Annotated in this window: 18 protein-coding genes and 2 pseudogenes; all 20 read right to left on the bottom strand. The window is 38.6% G+C overall.

Annotated features, from left to right (window positions below; translation table 11 throughout):
- Positions 1–391 precede the first annotated feature (391 nt).
- Positions 392–946, bottom strand: a complete 555-nt coding sequence (locus tag RBL01_RS01650; protein WP_002294657.1) for a CDP-alcohol phosphatidyltransferase family protein — start codon at positions 944–946, stop codon at positions 392–394.
- Positions 947–1,071: 125 nt separating this feature from the next.
- Positions 1,072–3,001: pseudogene (locus RBL01_RS01645) on the bottom strand (endonuclease MutS2).
- 305 nt (positions 3,002–3,306) lie between these two features.
- A complete protein-coding gene (locus RBL01_RS01640) occupies positions 3,307–4,023 on the bottom strand; it encodes an MIP/aquaporin family protein (protein WP_002292560.1) in 717 nt (238 codons plus the stop codon).
- Positions 4,024–5,847 (bottom strand): type 1 glycerol-3-phosphate oxidase, encoded by a 1,824-nt coding sequence (glpO, locus tag RBL01_RS01635; RefSeq protein WP_307780860.1) that lies wholly within the window; start codon positions 5,845–5,847, stop codon positions 4,024–4,026.
- Between the two features lie 13 nt (positions 5,848–5,860).
- Entirely contained in the window at positions 5,861–7,357 is a 1,497-nt protein-coding gene (gene glpK, locus RBL01_RS01630) for a glycerol kinase GlpK (RefSeq protein WP_002294668.1), read from the bottom strand.
- A 135-nt stretch (positions 7,358–7,492) separates the two neighbouring features.
- Positions 7,493–8,953 (bottom strand): helix-turn-helix domain-containing protein, encoded by a 1,461-nt coding sequence (locus RBL01_RS01625; RefSeq protein ID WP_307780861.1) that lies wholly within the window; start codon positions 8,951–8,953, stop codon positions 7,493–7,495.
- The gene (locus RBL01_RS01620; RefSeq protein WP_002319530.1) at positions 8,943–10,238 is read right to left on the bottom strand and encodes an FAD-dependent oxidoreductase; all 1,296 of its coding nucleotides are present in this window, start codon (positions 10,236–10,238) and stop codon (positions 8,943–8,945) included. Before RBL01_RS01620 ends, RBL01_RS01625 begins: the two co-directional genes overlap by 11 nt.
- 342 nt (positions 10,239–10,580) lie before the next feature.
- A complete protein-coding gene (locus RBL01_RS01615; protein WP_002319529.1) occupies positions 10,581–11,258 on the bottom strand; it encodes a type 1 glutamine amidotransferase domain-containing protein in 678 nt (225 codons plus the stop codon).
- Between the two features lie 29 nt (positions 11,259–11,287).
- Positions 11,288–12,379: an NADH-dependent flavin oxidoreductase gene (locus RBL01_RS01610; protein ID WP_307780862.1), complete on the bottom strand. Its 1,092-nt coding sequence runs from the start codon at positions 12,377–12,379 to the stop codon at positions 11,288–11,290.
- A 101-nt stretch (positions 12,380–12,480) separates the two neighbouring features.
- Complete coding sequence (locus tag RBL01_RS01605) at positions 12,481–12,915, bottom strand: MarR family winged helix-turn-helix transcriptional regulator (RefSeq protein ID WP_002315975.1); 435 nt, start codon at positions 12,913–12,915, stop codon at positions 12,481–12,483.
- A 147-nt stretch (positions 12,916–13,062) separates the two neighbouring features.
- Positions 13,063–14,700, bottom strand: coding sequence for an alpha-glucosidase (locus RBL01_RS01600; protein ID WP_307780863.1), 1,638 nt, complete (start codon positions 14,698–14,700; stop codon positions 13,063–13,065).
- Positions 14,701–15,027: 327 nt separating this feature from the next.
- Entirely contained in the window at positions 15,028–16,341 is a 1,314-nt protein-coding gene (locus RBL01_RS01595) for an NCS2 family permease (protein WP_038809337.1), read from the bottom strand.
- Positions 16,342–16,584: 243 nt separating this feature from the next.
- Complete coding sequence (locus tag RBL01_RS01590; RefSeq protein WP_002294687.1) at positions 16,585–16,809, bottom strand: hypothetical protein; 225 nt, start codon at positions 16,807–16,809, stop codon at positions 16,585–16,587.
- 19 nt (positions 16,810–16,828) lie between these two features.
- A complete protein-coding gene (locus tag RBL01_RS01585; RefSeq protein ID WP_002376108.1) occupies positions 16,829–17,251 on the bottom strand; it encodes a VOC family protein in 423 nt (140 codons plus the stop codon).
- A 140-nt stretch (positions 17,252–17,391) separates the two neighbouring features.
- On the bottom strand, positions 17,392–18,102 hold the full coding sequence (locus RBL01_RS01580) for a B3/4 domain-containing protein (RefSeq protein WP_002296773.1): 711 nt from the start codon (positions 18,100–18,102) through the stop codon (positions 17,392–17,394).
- A gap of 17 nt (positions 18,103–18,119) precedes the next feature.
- Complete coding sequence (locus RBL01_RS01575) at positions 18,120–18,617, bottom strand: GNAT family N-acetyltransferase (protein ID WP_029743967.1); 498 nt, start codon at positions 18,615–18,617, stop codon at positions 18,120–18,122.
- 36 nt (positions 18,618–18,653) lie between these two features.
- Positions 18,654–19,106 carry a MarR family winged helix-turn-helix transcriptional regulator gene (locus RBL01_RS01570; RefSeq protein WP_002294693.1) on the bottom strand — a complete coding sequence of 151 codons (453 nt, stop codon included), beginning with the start codon at positions 19,104–19,106 and terminating at the stop codon, positions 18,654–18,656.
- A 134-nt stretch (positions 19,107–19,240) separates the two neighbouring features.
- Positions 19,241–19,846 carry an NUDIX hydrolase gene (locus RBL01_RS01565; protein ID WP_002294695.1) on the bottom strand — a complete coding sequence of 202 codons (606 nt, stop codon included), beginning with the start codon at positions 19,844–19,846 and terminating at the stop codon, positions 19,241–19,243.
- Positions 19,847–20,416: 570 nt separating this feature from the next.
- Positions 20,417–21,036 (bottom strand): annotated as a pseudogene (locus RBL01_RS01560) (AAA family ATPase).
- Position 21,037: 1 nt separating this feature from the next.
- The gene (locus tag RBL01_RS01555) at positions 21,038–21,907 is read right to left on the bottom strand and encodes a ketose-bisphosphate aldolase (RefSeq protein WP_002319524.1); all 870 of its coding nucleotides are present in this window, start codon (positions 21,905–21,907) and stop codon (positions 21,038–21,040) included.
- Between the last annotated feature and the right edge of the window lie 21 nt (positions 21,908–21,928).

Genomic DNA, 21,928 nt, shown 5'->3' with positions numbered 1-21,928 from the left:
GAAAACGCTGTCCTGCATCAAGTAATAAGAACAGCCAAACAAAAATAGCTTCTCATATTTTTCGTTTGGTTGGGCTTATTACCGCAGATGCAAGCTTTTGAACACCGTTTAAGGAAGAGATTGTGAAAAAGTCGCTTAGTTTCGAGTATTAAGAAAAATTTTGTAAAAATGGCTTTCTACATTTTTGCATAAATTTGGCTTAATACCGAGAAACTGGCTTTTGAATACCGTTTATCCAGAGGTTGTGAGCCTACCATTTAACTCCGAATCACAAGAAATAATTTCAAAAACAACTTCTCCTGTTTTTGGTTTGGTTGGCTTATTATCGAGAAGTAGCTACTGGGAGTCTATTTATCAAAAAAAGGAATGCGACATAGGTCACACCCCTTTTTTATTTTCTTTGAAACATCTTTCGGTACTCGACAGCATACAAGACAAAAGATTGTAAAAGACCGTAAGTGATGACGGCAAAAATGACTCTCACCCACAGCGTTGGTAATTCTGGGAAAAGCAGCAAAAGGATCATGCCAACATAGATGACAGCAGTCGCTACTTTGCCATACCACTTCGCTCCACTTAATTTGATATTTTTAGATAGCCCGATTAATCCAGCTACAAACATAAAGCCTTCTTTTATCAAGAATAGACCAAACAACAGCCAAAGCCACGGTCGATACCATGCCATAGACAAAATCAGAAAAAGTTGTGTCAATTTATCTGCAAACGGATCAAGCACCTTCCCTAAGTCTGTTACCTGATTATATCTCCGAGCAATGACCCCGTCTAGATAATCAGACAAACCTGAGACAACAATGACCGCTCCTGCTATATAAAATGACTGTCTCAGCACAAAATAAAGATAAATTGGCAGCAAAAAAATACGGAATATCGATAAAAGATTCGGAATCGTTTGTATTTCTTTACGCCAGTCTGTGCTTAATTTCATTTTATCGCCCCACCTCCTCAGCACTCTTTTCTTTTTATTTTAGCTTACACGGGGAATAAAACCAATGATTTCACTGTTTTTATTTTTCTTTACAGCCACTGATATTATGAGCTAATTTGAGATAATCACTTGCTGTTTTCATCGTTTACTCTTCTTTCTTCCTGTCGTTTGCGCATTTCTTTTACTAGTACTTTATGAGCTTTTTTTGATCCTCGATCTAGGTCACGCTGCCGTTTACGTGTTTTATAATCGATAAACAGACTGTCTAAATCGTAACCTGTCGGGTACAGATCTTCTGCTGAACGCACCAGACGAACACGCTGACGAGGCACGTGGATTATTTTTTTGCCTAAGTATACATCAATCGTATCTTCACCTATATCTTCATAAACTAACGCTTCTTTTTGGTATTCATTGACAAATATCCGATCACCTTTTGCAAAGAGCTGGCGTTCTTTTTTATTGTCCTTCCTATTTGTAACAGCTGTCTTAGGAAGAAATTCTTTTTTCTGTGTCCGATAGGCTTTTTCCGCCAAGTAACGCTCTGCTTGATGGATCAATTTCATCGACATATCCATTTTATGAGCAATCCACAAAGCTTGGCTTTCTCCTGTTTCTCCAACCCGCAACTGATATTTAGGACGAAGTGCTTCCCGATCGAAAGCCATAGCAGCCGGCACAAAATCTTCATGATCTCCGGCGAATTTCTTGATTTCTCCATAATGGGTCGTGGCAATGATCAATGCCCCTTGCTCATATATAGATTCCATGATTGCGATCGCTAGTGCAGCCCCTTCATTTGGCTCTGTTCCACTGCCAATCTCATCTAAAAGTACCAACGTATTCCTTTTTATCTTTTTCAAAATAGCAGCGATGTTTTGCATATAACCAGAAAATGTACTCAACGCATTTTCTAAATTTTGGTGGTCACCGACATCGACGAAAATCTCATCAAAGACAGCAAGCTCTGTCCCTTCTTTTGCCGGAACTTGCATACCGAACATCGCCATCAAAGTCAATAAACCGACCGTCTTCAACACGACTGTTTTGCCTCCGGCATTTGCTCCGGTGATAATCAAGCCTCGATAGTCTTTACCGATTTTCAACATCCAATGGTACCGCATGCTCAGGTAAAAATGGATGTCTGCCTTGCTTGATAATGATATGTTCTGATTTATTGATTCTAGGTGTGATTCCATTGATTTCTCGGCTAACTTTTGCCCGAGCAAAGATGATATCTAACACCGTGATCGTTTCGATCAATAAATCGATCACTTCTTCGTTTTCTGCGATAGCACCAGTTAATGCCGCCAGGACTTGATATTCTTCACTGATTTCTTCAGCTTTTAACAACTGATAGCGTTCATTCAATTTAGAAATCACAGTTGGTTCAATAAAAACCGTCGTTCTTTTATTTGATTCATCGATAATCGTTCCATCTATTTTATTTTTATAGCTGGCTTTGATAGGAATCGTATAGTATTCACCTTTTTGAACAATCATTGCTTCTTGGATCATTTCTTTGTTTTTCGGATGGCGCAAGAATTTCAGCAATTTTGACTGGATTTCTTTTTCGATTAGTTGCAATTGTTTGCGTACTTTACGCAAATTACGTGACGCGTCGTCACTGACTTTATTATTTTTTATTTTCTGGTCAATCAACTCTTCTACATTTATCAAATCAGGAAGATGTTTGCTATAAGCAAACAACAAGGGTGTCTGGTATTGATTATTATCAAAAAACTTTGTGATCATCCGACTGCTTCTAAGAAAATCCGCATATTCGATCAAATCGGTTGGCTGCAGAATCAACCCTTTTTTGACTTGTTCTGTCAGTGCATCGATCCTCGGCAACCCCATAAATGGAACATGCTGACTGCTTTCTAAGATCAAGCGTGCTTCTCTTGTTTCTTCTTGACGATCCAAGACAGTTTGTAGGTTTGTCGAGACCGTCATATCGCTGATTCGTTTTTTGCTATAGTTTCCAATTGCTCTTGCTTGAATTTCCTTTTTGATCCGATCAAATTGTAATTGACTAATCATTTCGTTGTTCATACTCTCTCCTTTTCTTGAAGAGATACCTATCACAAAATAAATAAGGGCCTAGAGATAAATAAAAGGATAGAACACAGCTTAAAAAAGTCATGTCCTATCCTTATTAGAATACAAAGATATTGTTTTCCTGACAGGTACCGTTTCATAAGCACACCAAATAAACTTTGTTTATTGGCTATTCGACTTACTGATTAGATACCAGCTACACTCACAAAACATACCCCATTCTTCTAGGTCTTATTTATTTTCCACTTAACTATAGCAAGACACATTTTGGTTGTCAAACTTTAGTATGTTTTATAGATTTACACCATTAATGAATAGACACCTACAGCGATAATTGCTCCAATCATTGGCCCTGCAATTGGTACCCATGAATATGCCCAATCTGAAGTACCTTTATTAGCTATTGGCAATACCGCATGAGCTAATCGAGGACCAAAGTCCCGAGCAGGGTTGATTGCATATCCTGTTGGCCCTCCTAATGAAAGACCGATTGCCAAGATTAATCCACCTACAGCGAATACGTTCGTTCCAGGTGCAAATTCGTTTTGTCCAAAAGCTAGCAACCCAAGAACTAATACAAATGTACCAATTAATTCTGTGATCACATTTGCTGGATAATTCCGTATAGCAGGACCTGTTGCAAACGTGCCTAAAATCGCACTTTCATCTTTCGTTGCATTCCAATGTGGCAAATAAGAAAGCCAAACAAGAATGGCCCCTGCAAAAGCTCCTAAAACTTGCGCAATGATGAAAGGAACGACAAGATTCCAACTAATTGCCCCTGTCATCGCCATAGCTAGAGAGACTGCAGGATTCAAATGAGCTGGGCCCATGAATCCAGAAATATAGACAGCCATTGTTACAGCGAGTCCCCAACCAAATGCGATGACAATCCAGCCAGAAGCCTGTGCTTTACTTTTGTTTAAATTCACAGCCGCACACACACCATCTCCAAGCAAAACTAGGATCAGTGTCCCAATAAACTCCCCCATGATTTGAGTCATATCACTGTTCATTTATTTCTCCCCCTTTAGTTCCCGCAGATCTGATTCTGCAATCAATGCTTCTAAACGTTTAGTCTGTTGCGCCTTCTCCTCTTCTGTCCACCCAAAATACCCAGCAATTGCATCGATCACAGGTTGCTTGATCTCATCAAGCTGATCTCGTTCAAACAACAGATGATTTGTACGACGAATGAGATAATCGCCTGGGGCCAAAACCATTTCTTCTTCTAATCCATAAAGTAACCGAGCTGACTCAGCACGACTCAAACCAGGATAAGGTGCCATTTCTTTTGCTAATTCAAAGATACGTCGGGCATTAGTCCCGTAAAAATCAGCGATATAAGTAGAGTCTTCTTCCTCTAAGCCGGCTGCTACTCCTTCTTTTGCCAATTCTGTCACTGTTTCTTCTAATTTAGTTGGATCGAAGTTTCCACCTGAAATCTGATATTTTTTAGAGTCGATTTCTTTCGTCTCTATTCCGTATTCTTCTTTTAACAGCTGACGGATCAATCGCAAAGCTCCTTCTGCCATCTTACGGTAATCGGTGATTTTCCCGCCAAATAAAGTCAGCAAACCATCTGGTTCTCTTTCTAAAGAACTACCTCTGGAAATCGTAGAAGGTGCTTTTTCATCACGGCTGTTTTCCAAATGGTTCAGCACGTCTTCTACTTCAGCACGAGAAACTTTGTTTTCCTTATATTCACTTACTGTATCGACAACTTTATTGAAGCTCTTGTCTGAAATCGATCCATTATCTCCACCATTGTAATCAGAACCAGAATTACCAATCAACAGTGGACGAAGTCCTGCCCAGCTTGCTTCGATATCTTTCAATGTGATATTTGCTTCTGGATAGCGATGATTGATCACATCCAATAGATAATCTACATCTTCTTGTGTGACTTTCGGATCCGTAAAATCTCCTTGGTAATCCGTATCTGTCGTACCAAAATAAGTCTTGTTTTCTCTTGGAATAGCAAAAACCATCCGCCCATCTTGCTTTCCTGTATCGAAGTATGTGGGTTGCGGTACAGGCAGTTTTTTCGCATCTACAACTAAATGGATCCCTTTAGTTGGACGCATTTTAGGAGAGACTGGACGCGTAAAATTCAAGTTTCGTACTTTATCTACCCAAGGACCACTCGTATTGATCACTAATTTTGCTTTGATTTCGATCACTTCATCTGTCAGCAGGTCACGAGCTTTGACGCCAACGATTTGATCGCCATCATATAAAAAGCCAACCGCTTTCATTTTACTTACTAGATAAGCCCCATCTTCGGCAGCCTTTTTGATATTATCAATCACTAAACGGGCATCATTGTTGCGGAAATCTAGATAGACACCCGCGCCTTTTAGCCCTTCTTTTTTCAAAAACGGTTCTCTTTCCAATACTTCTTCTGGTGTCAGCGTATAATTCTCATATTTGGTTCCTGTCACATTTGCCAATTTGTCATAAAGGTCCATTGCTACTTTGACCGAGAACATATTGAAGGTTGTTGCTCCTTCTCCCTCATAGATTGGCAAAAGCATTGGATCTGGTTTTGGGATGTGTGGGGCAATACTTTGTACGACTGCACGTTCACCAACTGTGTCAGCTACTACTTCCACATCAAATGTCTTCAGATAACGAATACCGCCATGAACAAGTTTGGTCGAGCGAGAGGAAGTCCCTTCTGCAAAATCCTGCATTTCGATCAATCCTGTTTTGATTCCTGATGCTGCTGACTGGACTGCCACACCGGCACCAGTGATTCCGCCACCGATGATCAACAGATCCAATTCTTCTTGCTGCATTTTTTGAATGCTATCTTGTCTTGTCTTGTTTGAAAACATATGGATTTCCTCCTTATTCAAATGCTTGGGTAGCTTTTACTGCTTTTTTCCAACCGTTGTAAAGTTTTTCTCGGCGCTCTTCCTCCATTTGAACTTCAAATAGCTTGCCAGCTTCATAAAATTCGCGGATCTCGTCTGTATCTTTCCAATAACCGACAGCTAATCCTGCTAAAAATGCTGCCCCTAGCGCCGTTGTTTCCAAGTTTTCTGCTCGTTGGATCGGTACATTCAAGATATCTGTTTGGAATTGCATCAGATATTCATTGTTTGCTGCACCGCCATCTACTTTCAATACAGGAATCTTGATTCCAGTGTCATCTTGCATCGTATCGATGATATCTCTCACTTGATAGGCAATCGACTGCAAAGTAGCTTTAATGATATCTTCTTTTGTCGTTCCACGTGTCAAACCAAACATAGCCCCTCGTGCTGCCTGATCCCAGTAAGGAGCACCCAGTCCAACAAATGCAGGAACAACATAGACCTCATCTTCGCTTGTAGAGCGTTTCGCTGCGTCTTCTGAATCGCTAGCTTTTTGCAACATTTGAAGTCCATCTCTCAGCCATTGAATCGAAGAACCAGCCACAAAAATACTTCCTTCTAAAGCATAGTAAACCTTTCCATTTATGCCGTAACCAATTGTCGTCAATAAATTATTTTTGGATAATTGCGGTTTTTCACCGGTATTCATGACAATAAATGAACCTGTACCATAAGTATTCTTGACCATGCCTGGTTCGAATGCCATTTGTCCGAATAATGCGGCTTGCTGGTCTCCTGCCATCCCTGAAATTGGTGCTTCGCTTCCATAAAAATGATAACCTTGCGTATAACCATAAACTTCTGAGTTAGAAGTGACTTTTGGTAACATCACTCGAGGAATATTTAGTAAATCTAAAATCTCCTGATCCCAATCTAGCTGATGGATATTGAACAACATCGTCCGGCTGGCATTCGAGTAATCAGTAACGTGCGCTTGCCCATCAGTTAGTTTCCATACTAACCAAGAATCGATCGTTCCAAACATCAATTCGCCTTTTTCAGCTCGTTCTTGCGCGCCTTCTACATGATCAAGAATCCAGCGTATCTTCGTTGCTGAGAAATAGGCATCGATCACTAACCCTGTTTTTTCGTGGAAAAATTCTTGATAGCCTTCATTTTTTAAGTTATCTGCAATTCCAGCTGACTGTCTGGATTGCCAAACAACTGCATGATAGATTGGACGTCCTGTATCTTTTTCCCATATTACTGTTGTTTCACGCTGGTTCGTTATGCCAATCCCAGCAATCTGATTTGGTTTGATCCCTGATTCGATGAACGCTCCGGCAATAACTGACTGTACAGAATTCCAGATTTCATTTGCATCATGTTCCACCCAACTTTCTTGCGGGAAATATTGCGTGAACTCTTTTTGAGAACTGCCGATGTGTCTTCCTTTCTTGTCAAAGATAATTGCTCGTGAGCTAGTTGTACCTTGGTCAATCGCCATGATATACGTTGATTCTGTCATTGTGATTCCCTCCATTGTATGCAAACGCTTTCTTTAACTACTCTTATCATACTACTGTTTTAAAAAAAGAAACTGTCAAAATTTTATTCTTTTTTTCTTTTTTTGACAGTTTTTTATTATGAAGCTATTTTTTAATCAATTCTTTTCTTTTTTCAGCGTCTCTATTCTTCTTTTCAATCGAATAATGTCGTAAGGTGACGCAAATTCTGACAGATAATATTCACACTGTTTTTTGTTTCTCTGGCAAAATGTGATCACCAAATCATATTCTTTACCTTCTTCATAACTTCCAATCTCAATACCGCCGATTCCCCTCAGTTCTCTGATCAGATATTGTTGAAAAGCAATACGATAAATCGGCAGACTTTCTAAATCGATTCCAATCACTACTGGTTTTGCAATATAAAAATCGATCATCAAAAGAACATTGGCATACTGGATCATCAGGTAACTAAGCTCACTGGCTTCAGCTCTTTTCCTCGGCAATTGCTGCACCGCTGTTTCCTGTAGTTTCGCCAGTAACTGTGTTAAGGAATGCCCGAGCATTTTCTGCTGCTGTTCCAAAAGCCGATCACGCTCGTAGACTTCGATCTTTCCAACAAAGAAAAACCATTCATTGTTGATCTGGGAAATTTGGTAGCCTACTGCCTTTTCTTCTTTGATTTTCAAACGACGAGGACGATAATGCCATAACATCGTTTCCCGAATGTAAGTATCTAAAACAGCGGTTGGTAACTTTTTGCTCCGTGTCAAATCATACTGATAAAATATTTCTTCGTCTACTATCGAAAAAGAAACAAAAAAGCTGTAAAATATCATTGTTTCGTATACATTCAGTTCTGCTGCTGTTCGACTAAGATGCATCACGATGATTGGATCGATTGCTTGATAAAGCCGGTCCGACTGATAGAGTAATTTCTTTTCTTTCAAAGTTGCGTACGTACTTTTTTCATTCAATAGTCTTTTTTTCGTAATCCCGAGCCAGCAAGCAATCTGTGCTTCTGCTGATGCCGTAAACGTTGTTTCTAATACACGGTCCAATCCTAGAATGAACGGTCTTTTTTCTGGTGTATTTTGCAAAAAAAGCGGTCGCTGATCTTCCGGGATATATTGGAATAGTTCATAATAAAAATATCGTATCTGTAGCTCTTCTCCGTATAATTGACCGTTTTTGATTTGTAATCCAAATTCCTCTAAGAGCTGGTTCAATTCTTTGATCTTTCGAAAAACAGAAGACTCACTGATATTAAACGCTGTCGCTAATCGAACGATGGATACTTGCTGATGTTCTAATAAATAGGCGAGCATCTTAAACTTCAAGCTTTCCTGCAATAAAAACAATAGAATTTTTTCCAAACTTACATCTTCGTCCAACACCAGCAGCGCCTGATACTCATTTCGCTGTACTTCTACTTTTTTTTCCATCATTCGGCCAATCAATTCAATATCTTCCAAATATTGATCAAACGAGGCTTTTGACAGTTGGACATGCTCTCTCAAACCATTGATAGAGGCTGTTCCCCCTTGCAGAACAAGGTTTCGCAAAATCAGGATCTGTAACTGCTCTTTTCTTTCTAATAATGCTTCAATCTTCATAGGCAGTATTCGCCACCTTTGACCACACCATATCTGGCACACGGTATTCTGGCTGGAAAAATAGCTCATGTTCTTCTAACTGTTCAAACGTCCATCCTTCTTCTACTGCAATTGTCAGTTGGTCAAGAAGGTGGAACATCTCTTTTTTGCTTTGGAGCTGTGCTCCAAGAATCTTTTTTTCAGAATCAAATAGAAATTTGAGTTTAACTTTGCTTTGATTTATTGCTGTAAGCTTGTATTCTACGTATCCTGTTTCAATTTTTTGGGGATAAAAAATGCTCTCTTCTTCTGTCAAACCTACGCTTCCTAAGAAATAGCCAAACCACTGATTGCCGACTGGACGATAGGTTCCCTGATCCTTTGTCTGTGAGCCACTAATTGTCTTGCTGACATTTCGTGCTGTACGGACAGCGTTATTTACTAGAGAAACATACATTTTTTCATTTGTTGGACGAAAAGTTACTTGGATCGCATCGCCAATCGCATAGACGTCTTTTTGAGACGTTTGCAAGTAGTCATCTACCCAGATCGTTCCATCATCATTCAATGTTAATTGTTCTTCCCACATCTGATTGTCGGGGCGAGAATGATTAGCCAGCAAAACAAGATCATAGTTCTCCTTTCTTTTTTCCGTCTCTACAATAGCGGTTTCATTTTCAGTCAAAGACACAACTTGTTCTTCTAAAAAAAGTGAAAGCCCTTGATTTTTCATTTCCTTTACTAACGGTTCTGTCATTTCAGGATCTAGATAACGAAAAAGAATTGACTTTCGGCTTTCGTAAAGATGGATTTGTTTTTTTCTTGATGCCAAACCTTCAGCTATTTCGATTCCTGCTTGTCCTGCACCAATAATTGCAATTTTCTTTGCATTCATGATCTTTTGCTGAAGAGCCGTTACGTTTTGTATCTTTTTAACTGGGTGAATAAGCGTTGATTCTGCAGAAATATTTCGAAACTTTTGATTTGAACCAGTCGCTAGAATCAAACGATCAAAATCCAATTTTTTTCCTCCTGCTAAAACGACTTTTTTTTCTTTCAATCCTATTACTGTCTTTTCTGTGTAAACATGGATTCGATAGCGGTCAGTCAGTTCTTCTTTCGTGATCCAAGAAAGTTGTTTTTCACTGGTAACCTTTCCTTTTAATATCAAATTGAACCCGCTGGGAATCCATCCTAACTTCGATTGCTTTTCAATCAAATATATTTCACTTGTTGGCATCAATTGGCGAAGATAAATAGCCGCATGAATCCCTGCAAACGACCCGCCGACAATTACAATGTTCATCTGCATTCCTCTTTCTTATAAGGTGTTCTACTGCTAACTTCTCAATCAGAAAACACAGTATTCATAACTCGCTTTCAACCTTATGATACATAGCGATGCAGCAGAATCAACCCTTTCCATCATACCGTGTTCTAGGTCTGTTTCTCAATAATATACTAGTGGACCTAATTGAAGAGTATCATTTCTGAAGAGATGTTTCAAAAAATGTACTCTTATAAAAGAAAAAAACTCGCCTTTTACGTACCTCTGTCCAAATAGGAAACAGAAAAGAACGAAAAGACGAGTTTTAGTGTGTGTAATGTAATAGTTAGAATAGACACATCATTTTTATGCTAACAATTTTTAATTCTTTAATGCTTCAACAACTGCTTCGCCTAATTGATGAGCAGATTGAGGATTTTGCCCTGTAAGAAGCCGCCCATCAATGTGAACCACTTCTGAAAAAGCTCCACCAGACTGATAGTTTGCTCCTTTTTCTTTCAAAGCATCTTCTGCTAAGAATGGTACTTCATTCGTTGTACCATTTGCTTCCTCTTCTTCATTACTGAACCCAGTCACTGTACGTCCAGCTAAAATAGATTTTCCAGACTCATCTGTAACTGGCAACAATCCTACAACACCGTGACAAACAGCTGAGACCAGCCCTTCATTTCGATAGATTTGTGAAGCGACTTTCCCAAGATCTATTGCTTCTGGAAAATCCCACATTGTTCCGTGGCCACCAGCATAATAAACCGCTGCATAATCATTTGCATCCACATCATCAGGACGTAAGGTATTTCCCAAGGCCCGATTTCTGAAATCTTCATCTTTATAATAGGCCCAATCGATTTCATCCATATTCAAAACACTTTGCGGTTCTAAAGGTACATATCCGCCTTTAGGACTGACAAAATCTGCATCGATCCCATTTTTTACTAATACATCATAAAAATGAGTCAGTTCACTTAACCACAAACCTGTAGGACGCTCGATCTTTTCGTACTTTTCTACATTTGTTAATACGATCAATACTTTCATTTTCCCATCCTCTTTCTATAAAAATTGCGTTATTGATAACGTGCTTTCAAGAAATTATATAATGGACTTGGCAAATATAGCTCTTTATATGCTTCTTCGAAGGGTTTCGTTACAAATTCATCCTCACGGTTTTCCAATAATTTCTCTGCCCAGTCAGGATCGACGACCATTTGCTGTCCAATTGCTGCAAGTTCTGCATATTTCAATACCTGCTCTACATCTTCGCGATTGCGGATCCCACCGACACCAACTAAAGGGATCTTTCCTTGAATCGTGTTATGGACCACTTCAAGAATCGATTTATCGTTGTATTTATCAGAACGAGCTATTCGATCATACATATTTAATGAAACATGCAGATAATCTAGTTTTGACTCACGTAATCGTTCAAGAAGCCAGATCGTGTCTTCAAAACGGATACCTGGTGTTTCATATTCTTCTGGTGAGAAACGATACCCTACGATGAATGGTTTTTTAGCATATTGTTCAACCGCTGAGAAAACCGTTGTTAATAATTCTTCAATAAAACGATAACGACTTTCCAAGCTACCGCCCCATTGATCCTCTCGTCTATTCGAATGCGGAGAGAAAAATTGTTGAATCAAATACGTATTTGCTCCATGCAACTCGATTCCATCAAATCCTGATTCAATCGCTCTGCGTGTGGCTTCGCCAAATGCTTGGATTGTTTCTTTGATTTCATTTTCACTTAATGCTCGCGGTGTTTCTGCATCAGGTCGTTCCGCTGCAACTGCACTTGCAGATACAGGCTGTTCTCCTGATAGAGTAGCTCGACTAGTCATTCGTCCACCGTGGAAAATCTGAACAATCGCTTTTGCACCTTCTCCTTGGATTGCTTTAGCTAGTTCACTTAACCGAGGAATCATTTCATCGTGAGCGATGCTCAGTTCACCTGGCCAGCCTTTTCCGACATCTTGGACATTTGCAGCACCAGTAATAACAGCACCAAGTCCTTTAGAACGTTGTTTATAATAAGTGATCTCATCTTCGGTGATCACTCCATTGAAGAAGCTGAGTTGTGTCGTCATAGGCGACAGCATCAATCGGTTCTTCAATTGAACTCCTGAAGGTAAAGTAATTGATTGATCAAAGTGTGACATTGTCATTCCTCCCATAATTCGCTCTGATTAACCTATCGAGAATCATCTATCATTAAACCACTCTGTTAGTTGCACATGCAATTAATTTGCTTAAAAAATTTTTATTTTTTTTGTAACTTATCTGTTGCTTCATTCATTATCTCGGCTAATTCTTTACTTGCTTCATTTCCCAAGACTGCTTTGTACGACTGATGGAGTTCTTCCCAACTACCATCGACTTCCTTAGTAAATTGGCGTCCTTGTTCTGTAAGATAAACTAATGACAAGCGCCCTTCGCTAACTGTTTTGACGTATCCTTTATATTCTAATTTTTCAACAAAACGAGCGATTGTTGAAGGCGCAGAATAGAGCATTTGTGCAATATCTTTTTGCGGTATACCATCTTTTTCTTTTAATATCAATAAAATAAATCCATAAGTTGGTGCCAGACCTGTTTTTCTAAACGCTTCATCAGCTAATTTATTCAATAGGCGATCTAGCTTTTTCACGCTAAAGAAAAGACATTCATCCAACGCTTTTTCAATTGGCTTTTCCATTTCATCCCCTCCATTGGCGTACATATCATAGTATGATTTTTATTTTTTGTCAAAAAACACGGAGTAATGACCGCCTCCTCTGTTTAGTTTTGAGAAAAAGAAGTTGTGACAAAAAATGTGTCACAACCTCTCGGTAATACGTTTCAATCAAATAAGCTTTTCTTTATTTACTTCCACCACAAATGCTTCATATGGTCGTAACTCGACTTTGCCGTCTGGTAACTGTTTCAGAGGATAATTTGACACAATAATCCTTAAAGCTTCACGTGGAACAGTGAACACCTGTTTTTCACTAGACATATTGCAAACAACGAGCCATCGCTGATCTTCATATATGCGAGAATAGGCAAAGACATGCTCTGGCGTCTCTTCTACTAATTCATAGTCTCCCCAGACGATGATGTCATGTTTTCTACGCAAATCGATCAATTTCTTGTACATATAAAAAACAGAATCTTGATCTGCTAACGCTTCTTCTGCATTGATTTCTTTATAATTTGGGTTGACTCGAAGCCATGGAATTCCAGTAGTAAACCCAGCATGTTCACGGGCGTTCCATTGCATAGGCGTCCTAGCATTGTCTCTTCCTTTCACATTGATTGATTCCAAGATTTCCTCTTTTGTAAATCCAGAAGAAATCCTTTCGTTATACATATTGATTGTCTCAATATCTTTTGCTTCCGCGATATCATCAATTGGGCAATTCGTCATGCCTAATTCTTCTCCTTGATAGATATAAGGAGTACCTTTCATCATATGAAGCAAGATAGCAAACATCTTGGCACTTTCTTTTCGATACACATCGTCATTTCCCCAACGAGAAACAATTCGCGGAAGATCATGATTATTCCAAAATAAACTATTCCATCCTTCATCACCCAAAGAAGTTTGCCATTTCGATAATACTTTTTTCAGTTCAGAGATACTCAAGGGTTTCAAATCCCATTTGTCTTTGCCTTCTTGCTGATCTAATCCTATGTGTTCGAATTGGAAGACCATGGATAATTCATTTCTTTTAGGATTGGAATAAAGTTTCGCGATTTCGGTAGTTGCTCCCCATGTTTCGCCAACAGTCATCAGATTTTTGTCACCAAAAGTTGCTTGATTCATTTCCTGAAGATACTCATGCAGTTTAGGTCCATTACTTGTGATTTCTTTATCCGGTTCTTTGCCAATCATATCGATCACGTCCATACGAAAGCCACCAATACCTTTATCGATCCAGAAATTCATCATTTGATAAATCTCTTGGCGAACCTGTTTATTTTTCCAATTCAAATCAGGTTGACGCTTGCCATACAAGTGCAGAAAATATTGCCCCGTTTTTTCATCCAACTGCCAAGCAGAACCACTGAATATTGAGCGCAATCTATTAGGCTCTTTTCCATTGACCGGATCACGCCAAATATAATAGTCCCGATAAGGATTTTCTTTATTTTTACGGGCCTCAATGAACCACGGATGTTCATCAGAAGTATGATTCACCACCAGATCCATGATGATACGGATATTTCTTTTCTTTGCTTCTTCAATCAGTTCTTCCATTTCTTCCATCGTACCGAATTCTGCCATGATTGCTTGATAATTACTGATATCATACCCATTGTCATCATTCGGAGACTCGTATACTGGAGAAAGCCAAATTGCATCAATACCTAAATACGCCAGATAATCCAACCTGGAAATAATCCCCCGCAAATCTCCAATACCATCTTGATTTGAATCTTGAAAACTTCTTGGATAGGTTTGATAAACAACTGAATGGTGCCACCATTTTTGTTCCATGATTTTCCTCCTATAAATGGATGTTTCTATTTTTTGCTTAATCATTTATTTTAGTCTCTCTCACTAAAAATTGTAACGCTCTCAAATAGCTATTGCACCTTGTTATCGGTAACAGAATAAAACAAAAAAACAGCTGAGGAAATTTCCTCAACTGTTTTTTGAAAGGATTGATTTATGCAGGGAAGAATGCTGATTTCACAACTTCTTTATAAACGGTGTTCACTCAGCTGTCCCTTGGTATTAGCTCAAAAAACGGCAAAATATGAGGAACTATTTTTTCGTTTTTTTCTCTAATACTCAGGCCAGAACACTGATTTCACAACCTCTTTATTTCACATTCAATATCCACATGAATCCCACGAATACAAAGAACAGACCATACATGATGGGAGATACTTCTTTTCCTCTTTTAGCTGCTAACATGGTAATTGGATAGAAGATAAAACCTAATGCAATCCCATCTGAAATACTATAAGTCAAAGGCATGCCGATCAAGATCAAGAATGAAGGGATCGCAATCTCTAATTTTCCCCATTCGATTTGTCGCAAAGATTGTGCCATCAATACTCCTACCATAATCAATGCTGGTGCAGTTACTTGTGAAGTAACAACTGATAGTAATGGAGAAAAGAACAAGCCTAACAAGAAGAAAATCCCTGTAGTAATAGCTGTGATACCTGAACGTCCTCCAACGGCGATACCAGCTGATGATTCTACAAATGCACCAACAGGAGAAGTACCTAATAAGGAACCCGCAAGCATAGCTGTTGAATCAGAAGCTAAAGCTTTCCCTACGCGAGGCATCTTGTTGTCTTTCATGAAACCTGCTTGGTTTGCTAATCCAACTAAAGTTCCTGCTGTATCAAAGAAAGTCACAAGCAAGAATGTCAGCACTACGACCCACATTTGAAGAGAATTGATGTCCCCTACATGTTTTAATGCAACTAAAAATGTTGGTTTCAAACTTGGTGCTGCGGCAACAATTTCAGAAGGCATTGGAATCAAACCTGTGACCAGACCTAAAATCGTTGTAGCTGCCATCCCGATGAAGATGCCACCTGGTACACGCCGAACAAGCAAGATAGCAGTTACGACTAATCCAAAAATCGTCAACCAAGTAGAACCAACGTTGAGTGATCCTAATCCTACTAATGTAGATTCATTCGAAACGATGATCCCACCTTCGCTCAGACCAAGAAAAGCGATAAATAGACCGATACCGCCAGAAATCGCATATTTCAAATCTGCTGGGATCGCATCAATGATCATTTCCCGCAGCTTGAAGATTGTGATCAAAATAAAAATCAAAGAAGCAACGAATACGCCGGCTAATGCTGTTTCCCATGGAATCCCCATTCCTAAACAAACAGAATAAGCAAAAAAAGCATTGATCCCAAGAGCAGGTGCCGTTCCAATTGGATAACAGGCTAATACCCCCATTAAAATACAGCCGATCGCACTGGCTAATGCAGTCGCAGTAAACACTGCTCCTTCATCCATTCCAGAAGCACCTAATACAGTTGGATTTACAAATAAGATATAAGCCATTGAGATAAATGTTGTAAATCCTGCCAGTACCTCACGTTTTACCGTGGTGTTCAATTTTTCTATTTCGAAGTAGGAAAGTATTTTTTCCTTCATCTTCCATCCCCCTAAATCCGAACATTATAAATAAAGTCCGTTAAAATTTCGATTTATTAATAAAACAACGTGTTTTATCATATACTAAAACAAAACATAAGTAAACAAAAAATTCGGATTTTAAGCAAAATCCGAACGTTCCATCTGATTAAATCTCTTTATCTCAAAGTTCATGAACATTCACTTGGATTACAAGAATTTCTTTATTGTGTTAATAAAGTTTCTTCATTCTAGTCTCAAAAATCAATAGTGTGATTTGATTTTACCATTTCGTTTCTGTTCTTCTTTGATGAATTCTTTTGTATCGACAGGATTCAGATTATTTAGTCCGCCAAAACCTGTATCGACCATTTTTCCCCAGCCTTTTGTCTTCTTTTTTCCTGATTTGAGATTCTTTGCTCGAAGCTTCTCACTATGTTTTGCTCGCCGATACTTCAAATAACCTTCTAATCTTCCCATTAGATCCACTGTTTTTCCTCCTTTTTATTCAATCAGACGACTCAGCTTTTCCTATAACAAAATAATTGCCTTCAGGGTCAGAAAAATTGAAAGTCAAGATGCCATTGTTATCTGTGATTTCTCCTGGTTCTTCCATGTTCTCGTAGATAGTCTCAAATTCGTCCGTAAAAAACACTAAAGAAGGCGGTGGTCCTAATACTTCTGGTGAAAATTTCTGCACAAATACTTTTGGGAATACGCCTAATTCTAATTCTTTTGAGATGCTGAGTACAATACTCTTAAATTCTTCTGGCAATTCGATTGTTTCAGAAATTTCTGCACCAATTTTTTCTACAAAGAATCGGCAAATCATCTCTACGTCATTGACATAAAGCATCACACGTGTTTTTTGTATCATCGTTTGACCCTTCTTTCTATTTGATTTTCTTTCCTGTCTATAAACTGATTTCATTATATCACGAAAGCGCAAACACCTTGTGTTTGATACTATTCAAGAAAAATAAAGCAATAGTTTCTAGGATTGCTTTCCTCCACAAACTTTTTTTACAAAAAAAAACGGCAATGAATGCCGCTCTTCTTTTTTCGATTCTTTTATAATTCTGCTTCTGATTCATCTTTGGTTAGTGTGTGTCTAACACTAGTTACGCCAAATGTTTGATCGATTTTTTCCTTCAACGCTTCGATTGCCTGTGCGCCACGTGCCGCTTGTTCAGCATTGATGGATTCAATGACCAGCACCGCTGCTTGTGTTTCTTCCGTCAGCATCGTTCTTTGGGCTTCACGCCAGTTGAGACAGCGACAGATCGCTCCTTGTTCATCATAGTAGATGATTTCTTCCGGAAGTGCCGGAGCATCGGAATCTGCACCTAAAGGCAGGAATGATTCGCCACCTTGGGCTTTTCCTAAATGCAGATTTCCTGCGATCTTTTCGATATCTTCTCCGCCGCAAGGTACGCCAAAAGACAAGGAAATACTATTATAGATATCTACAAGCGGATTGATTGGGAAAAATTCCCGTTCTTGATTTGCACGTTTCAGTAAAGCTTCAATAGAAGAACGTGCACCTTTTTTAGTCTTGAATGTGGTAAATGCCTGACGCCACTGAGCAATGACTTCGTTTTGGCTGAATGTTTCTTCTGTAAGGTAATTTCTTGCTTCTTTTGCTGCCTCATTCAATAATTGATGATACGTTTCTTCACTTTCTTTTGTTACGTGGTTATCGATACCATTTACGGATAAGATTTCGATGGTTGCTTCAGGAAATACTTCCCAGAAATTGGTATCCACTATTACTTTTTTCATCTGTTCACACCTCTTGATTAGAATAATTGCTTGATGAATAGATAGTCTGTTTGGGGATCATCTCCCATATAAAAAACATGTTCGCTGTATTTGATAAATCCTTTTTTACGATAAAAAGCGAGCGCAACATCGTTGTGTTCCCAAACACCGAGCCAAATGGCTGTTTTTTGCTTTTCTCTTGCTTTTTCAATAGCTGTATCTAGTAAAAATGTACCGATACCTTGATGTTTAAATTTTTTTCGTACATAGATTCGCTCGATTTCTAAAAAATGATCAGCCATTTCCTCAGATTGACTCGTTCCTGTATTTAGTTTCAGGTAACCCGCAGGCTCTTGATCGATACTCACTAGGAAAAAATCGGTTTCTTTATCTTTTAGCTCTTCTGTAAGTTTTTCTAGTGCATAAGCTTGTGTCAAGTAATCAGCTAAATGCTCCGGTGAATTATCTTTTCCAAATGTATCTGTAAATGTTTCGATACTAATTTGTTGTAGTAAGTCTACATCTGAAGGCGTCATTTTTCGAATTTCGTATTTATTCACGGCTTCTTCCTTTCAATAGATCCTTTTATTGCCTTTTTTGACAAAATTCCAATCTTCGCTAACATTCTTGCATACTTTATTTAAAAGATATTCCAATTGTTTTGCTTCTTCGTCAGAAAGACCATTTAATGCGACTGCATTGGAGTAGTTGTTTTCTCGAATGATGAAAGGATAGATTTCTGCTCCTTTTTTAGTCGGATAGAGTTTCTTGATTTTTTTATTTTCTTTATCTTCCAAACGTTCGATCATCCCATTGGATTCTAATTTCTTGATTGCTCGGGCAGTCGTTGTACGATCTACTTTGATCATTTCTGCTAGTTTTTCTTGGATGATTCCAGGATTTTCGCAAATACGTACTAAATAAAGATACTGTCCTCTTGTTAAATCGACTTCTTTGAATTCGATATTGCTAATAGAATCTAGCGCTCGGGCAATCATTCCGATGTCTCGAAGGATTTCAGCCATTTCATCCCACCTTTATTTTGTTTGTAAGACTAGTTTACCTCTTTTTGTTGCAAATGCAACTATTTTCAATAAAAAAATCAAGTTCTTTTTTAATAACTAGTAAAGTATATTCTTTTCTTCTTTTACGAAAAAGCTCAATCACAATAGATCTGGTTTTTGTTTTCTAAAATAAGTAACTGTTTCTTCGTTGTTCGCTTTTCTGATAGCTTTGGCAACTCTTCTATACTAAAAAATCCCATGTTGGAAGTTTCATTATTCTCAATAAACTTGGCCTCTTCACCGTGGATCGCACAAGCAAAAACAAGTTTATAATACTGAAAAAGCTGTGGAATATCTTTTTGTTTATTCGTATCAAAAACTGCTCGCAACTGAGTAGTTTCTACTGTTAATCCTGTTTCTTCATAGACTTCTTTACGCACATTTTCTTCAGGAGACAATCCTATTTCAGCAAATCCACCAGGAAGTGACCATTCTTTCGTCCGTTTATCTTCGATTAGTAGGACCTTGCCATCTTTTTTGATATAGGCACGAACATCTACTTTTGGTGTTGGATGTCCTTCTCCAATCGTTGTGAGCGCTTTTATTTCTTCGAAAGTTTCTTTTCCTATTTCACTGATCAGTTCCAATGAAATCGTCCGGATCTCCTCAAAACGCTCTTTATCAAATACATCTTTTCCATAATATAGACCAGCTTGAGAAAGTGCGAGTAGTCTTTTGTATTGAGCCAACTTCTTGTTCATTCTCTTCCCTTCTTTTTTAGCAAATGTATGACTATGTAATCAAGTATAGAAGACTAGTTTAATTACGGCAAATAAATATAATGAAATCTGCAATAAATAAAAGAATGTTAAAAAACTCGAGAACAAAAGACATTCGACTTCTCTGGGGCTGTGAATAAATGGCGTTCAAAAGCTTGCATCTGCGGTAATAAGCCCCACCAAACGAAAAATATGACGAGCTATTCTTGTCTGGCTGTTCTTATTAATTGAGGCAGGACAGCTTTTTCACAACCTCCCCACTAAACGGTGTTCAATCAGCTGATGCTCGGTATTCACTAAAAAAACGGCAAAATATGAGGAGCTATTTTGCCGTTTTTTTCTATAATACTCATATTAAAACACTGACTTCACAACCTCTTCCTTAAACGGTGTCCTCCTACCAACTCCTCAGTCACAAGTCACAATATTCATCAAACATGAGAAGCTGTTTCTTGAAATTGCTCCTTGTGACTCGGTGCTGAACGGTAGGCTCACGACCTCTCGGTAAACGGCGTTCAAAAGCCAATTTTTCGATATTAAGCCATTTCTTTGTTACTTATTGTCATTGATTTTTTTTCTAATTTATCCAATAGTGGAGTGTAATCTACTTGAGTATAGTCTGTTACATCAAATTCATATAGTGTTCCTAACTGGAATTTGTCATATTTTCGGTCGGCGATGATCTTTTTGAATGCTTCTTTCGTAATATGATTGGTCCCTTTCGTTCGATCTTCCAATACGTCACCATAGTGATAATGATCCATGATATAGCTCAAATGACGATCTGATTCACGATCACGTTTGTACCGACGTTGCCATAACACTTCAAAGTCTGCTGTTAGGCGAATCGTGATCACCTGATATCCGTATCTATCTGCTAATTCTTGGAGTCGTGCTTTTTGCTTATCACTAAAAGGATACTCGGACACAATCACTTTCTTTCCTGCTTCCATATACAAATCAAGTGCTTTGTAATAGAAAGGATAAACTTTCGTCCTTTCTTGTTCCGCCCGTTCTTCCAAATTGTTAAACCCGATGGATTCTGCATAGTATTCCTTGATTTCATCGAGCGTGATGGCATACATATCTGGAAATCGTTCCCGTAGTTTATTCATAAGATATGTTTTTCCTGTACCAGGACTACCAGCCAGAAGAATGAAATACTTTTTCATCTCATTTATTTCCTAAGTTAATTGGACTTTCCAAGTTCATAAACAGTCCAATCTTATGATTGACAATTTCTTTTACTGCTTCATTTGCTGGAATCACATTATGGCGAAGAGACTTGTTGATTTCTGTTTCACTAAAGGTTTCTTTAGCTACTTTCGTCCAGTTGACTAAAAGCTCCGTTCCAACATTGAATTTGCGGATCCCGTTATTGATCAATTCAGGATAATCTTCTTCTTTCACACCTGTTCCTCCATGGATAACTAGGGGGACATCAACTACTGCATCGATTTCTTTCAGCAAGGGAATGTTTACTTCTGTTTTTGATTTGAATTGTCCATGATTCGTACCGATAGCAATAGCTAATGCATCCACGCCTGTAGCTTCTACAAATTTCACTGCGTCTTCCGGTCTTGTATATACCTTGTCATTTTCAGCGACATGGATTCCTTCTTCTGTACCGCCGATTGTTCCAAGTTCTCCTTCTACGGAAACACCGTGCGCATGGGCATATTCTACTACTGCTTTTGTCTTCAGGATATTTTCTTTGAAAGGCAGATGGGACCCATCATACATGACAGAAGTATATCCGCTGTCGATTGCTTCTTTGATATCATCAAAGTCTCGGGCGTGGTCTAAGTGCAAGACTGCATCAACCATTTCTTCTTCTGCAATAGCTGTCATTACATTGACTAACACATGCATGCCGATATATTTAGCGGTATCGACACTTGTTTGAATAATGATTGGCGAACCCATTTCTTTTGCTGCGCCTAGCATGGCAGGAAGCATTTCTAGGTTATGCGTATTAAAAGCTCCAACTGTAAAATTCAACTCTTCTGCTGTTTTTGTTACTTCTTTCAATGTTGTATACATCTTTTATTGCCACCTTATCTT

It is taken from the genome of Enterococcus sp. SB12 (assembly GCF_030910025.2).
Taxonomy (GTDB): domain Bacteria; phylum Bacillota; class Bacilli; order Lactobacillales; family Enterococcaceae; genus Enterococcus_B; species Enterococcus_B faecium.
This window is presented reverse-complemented; position numbering and strand designations above follow the sequence as displayed.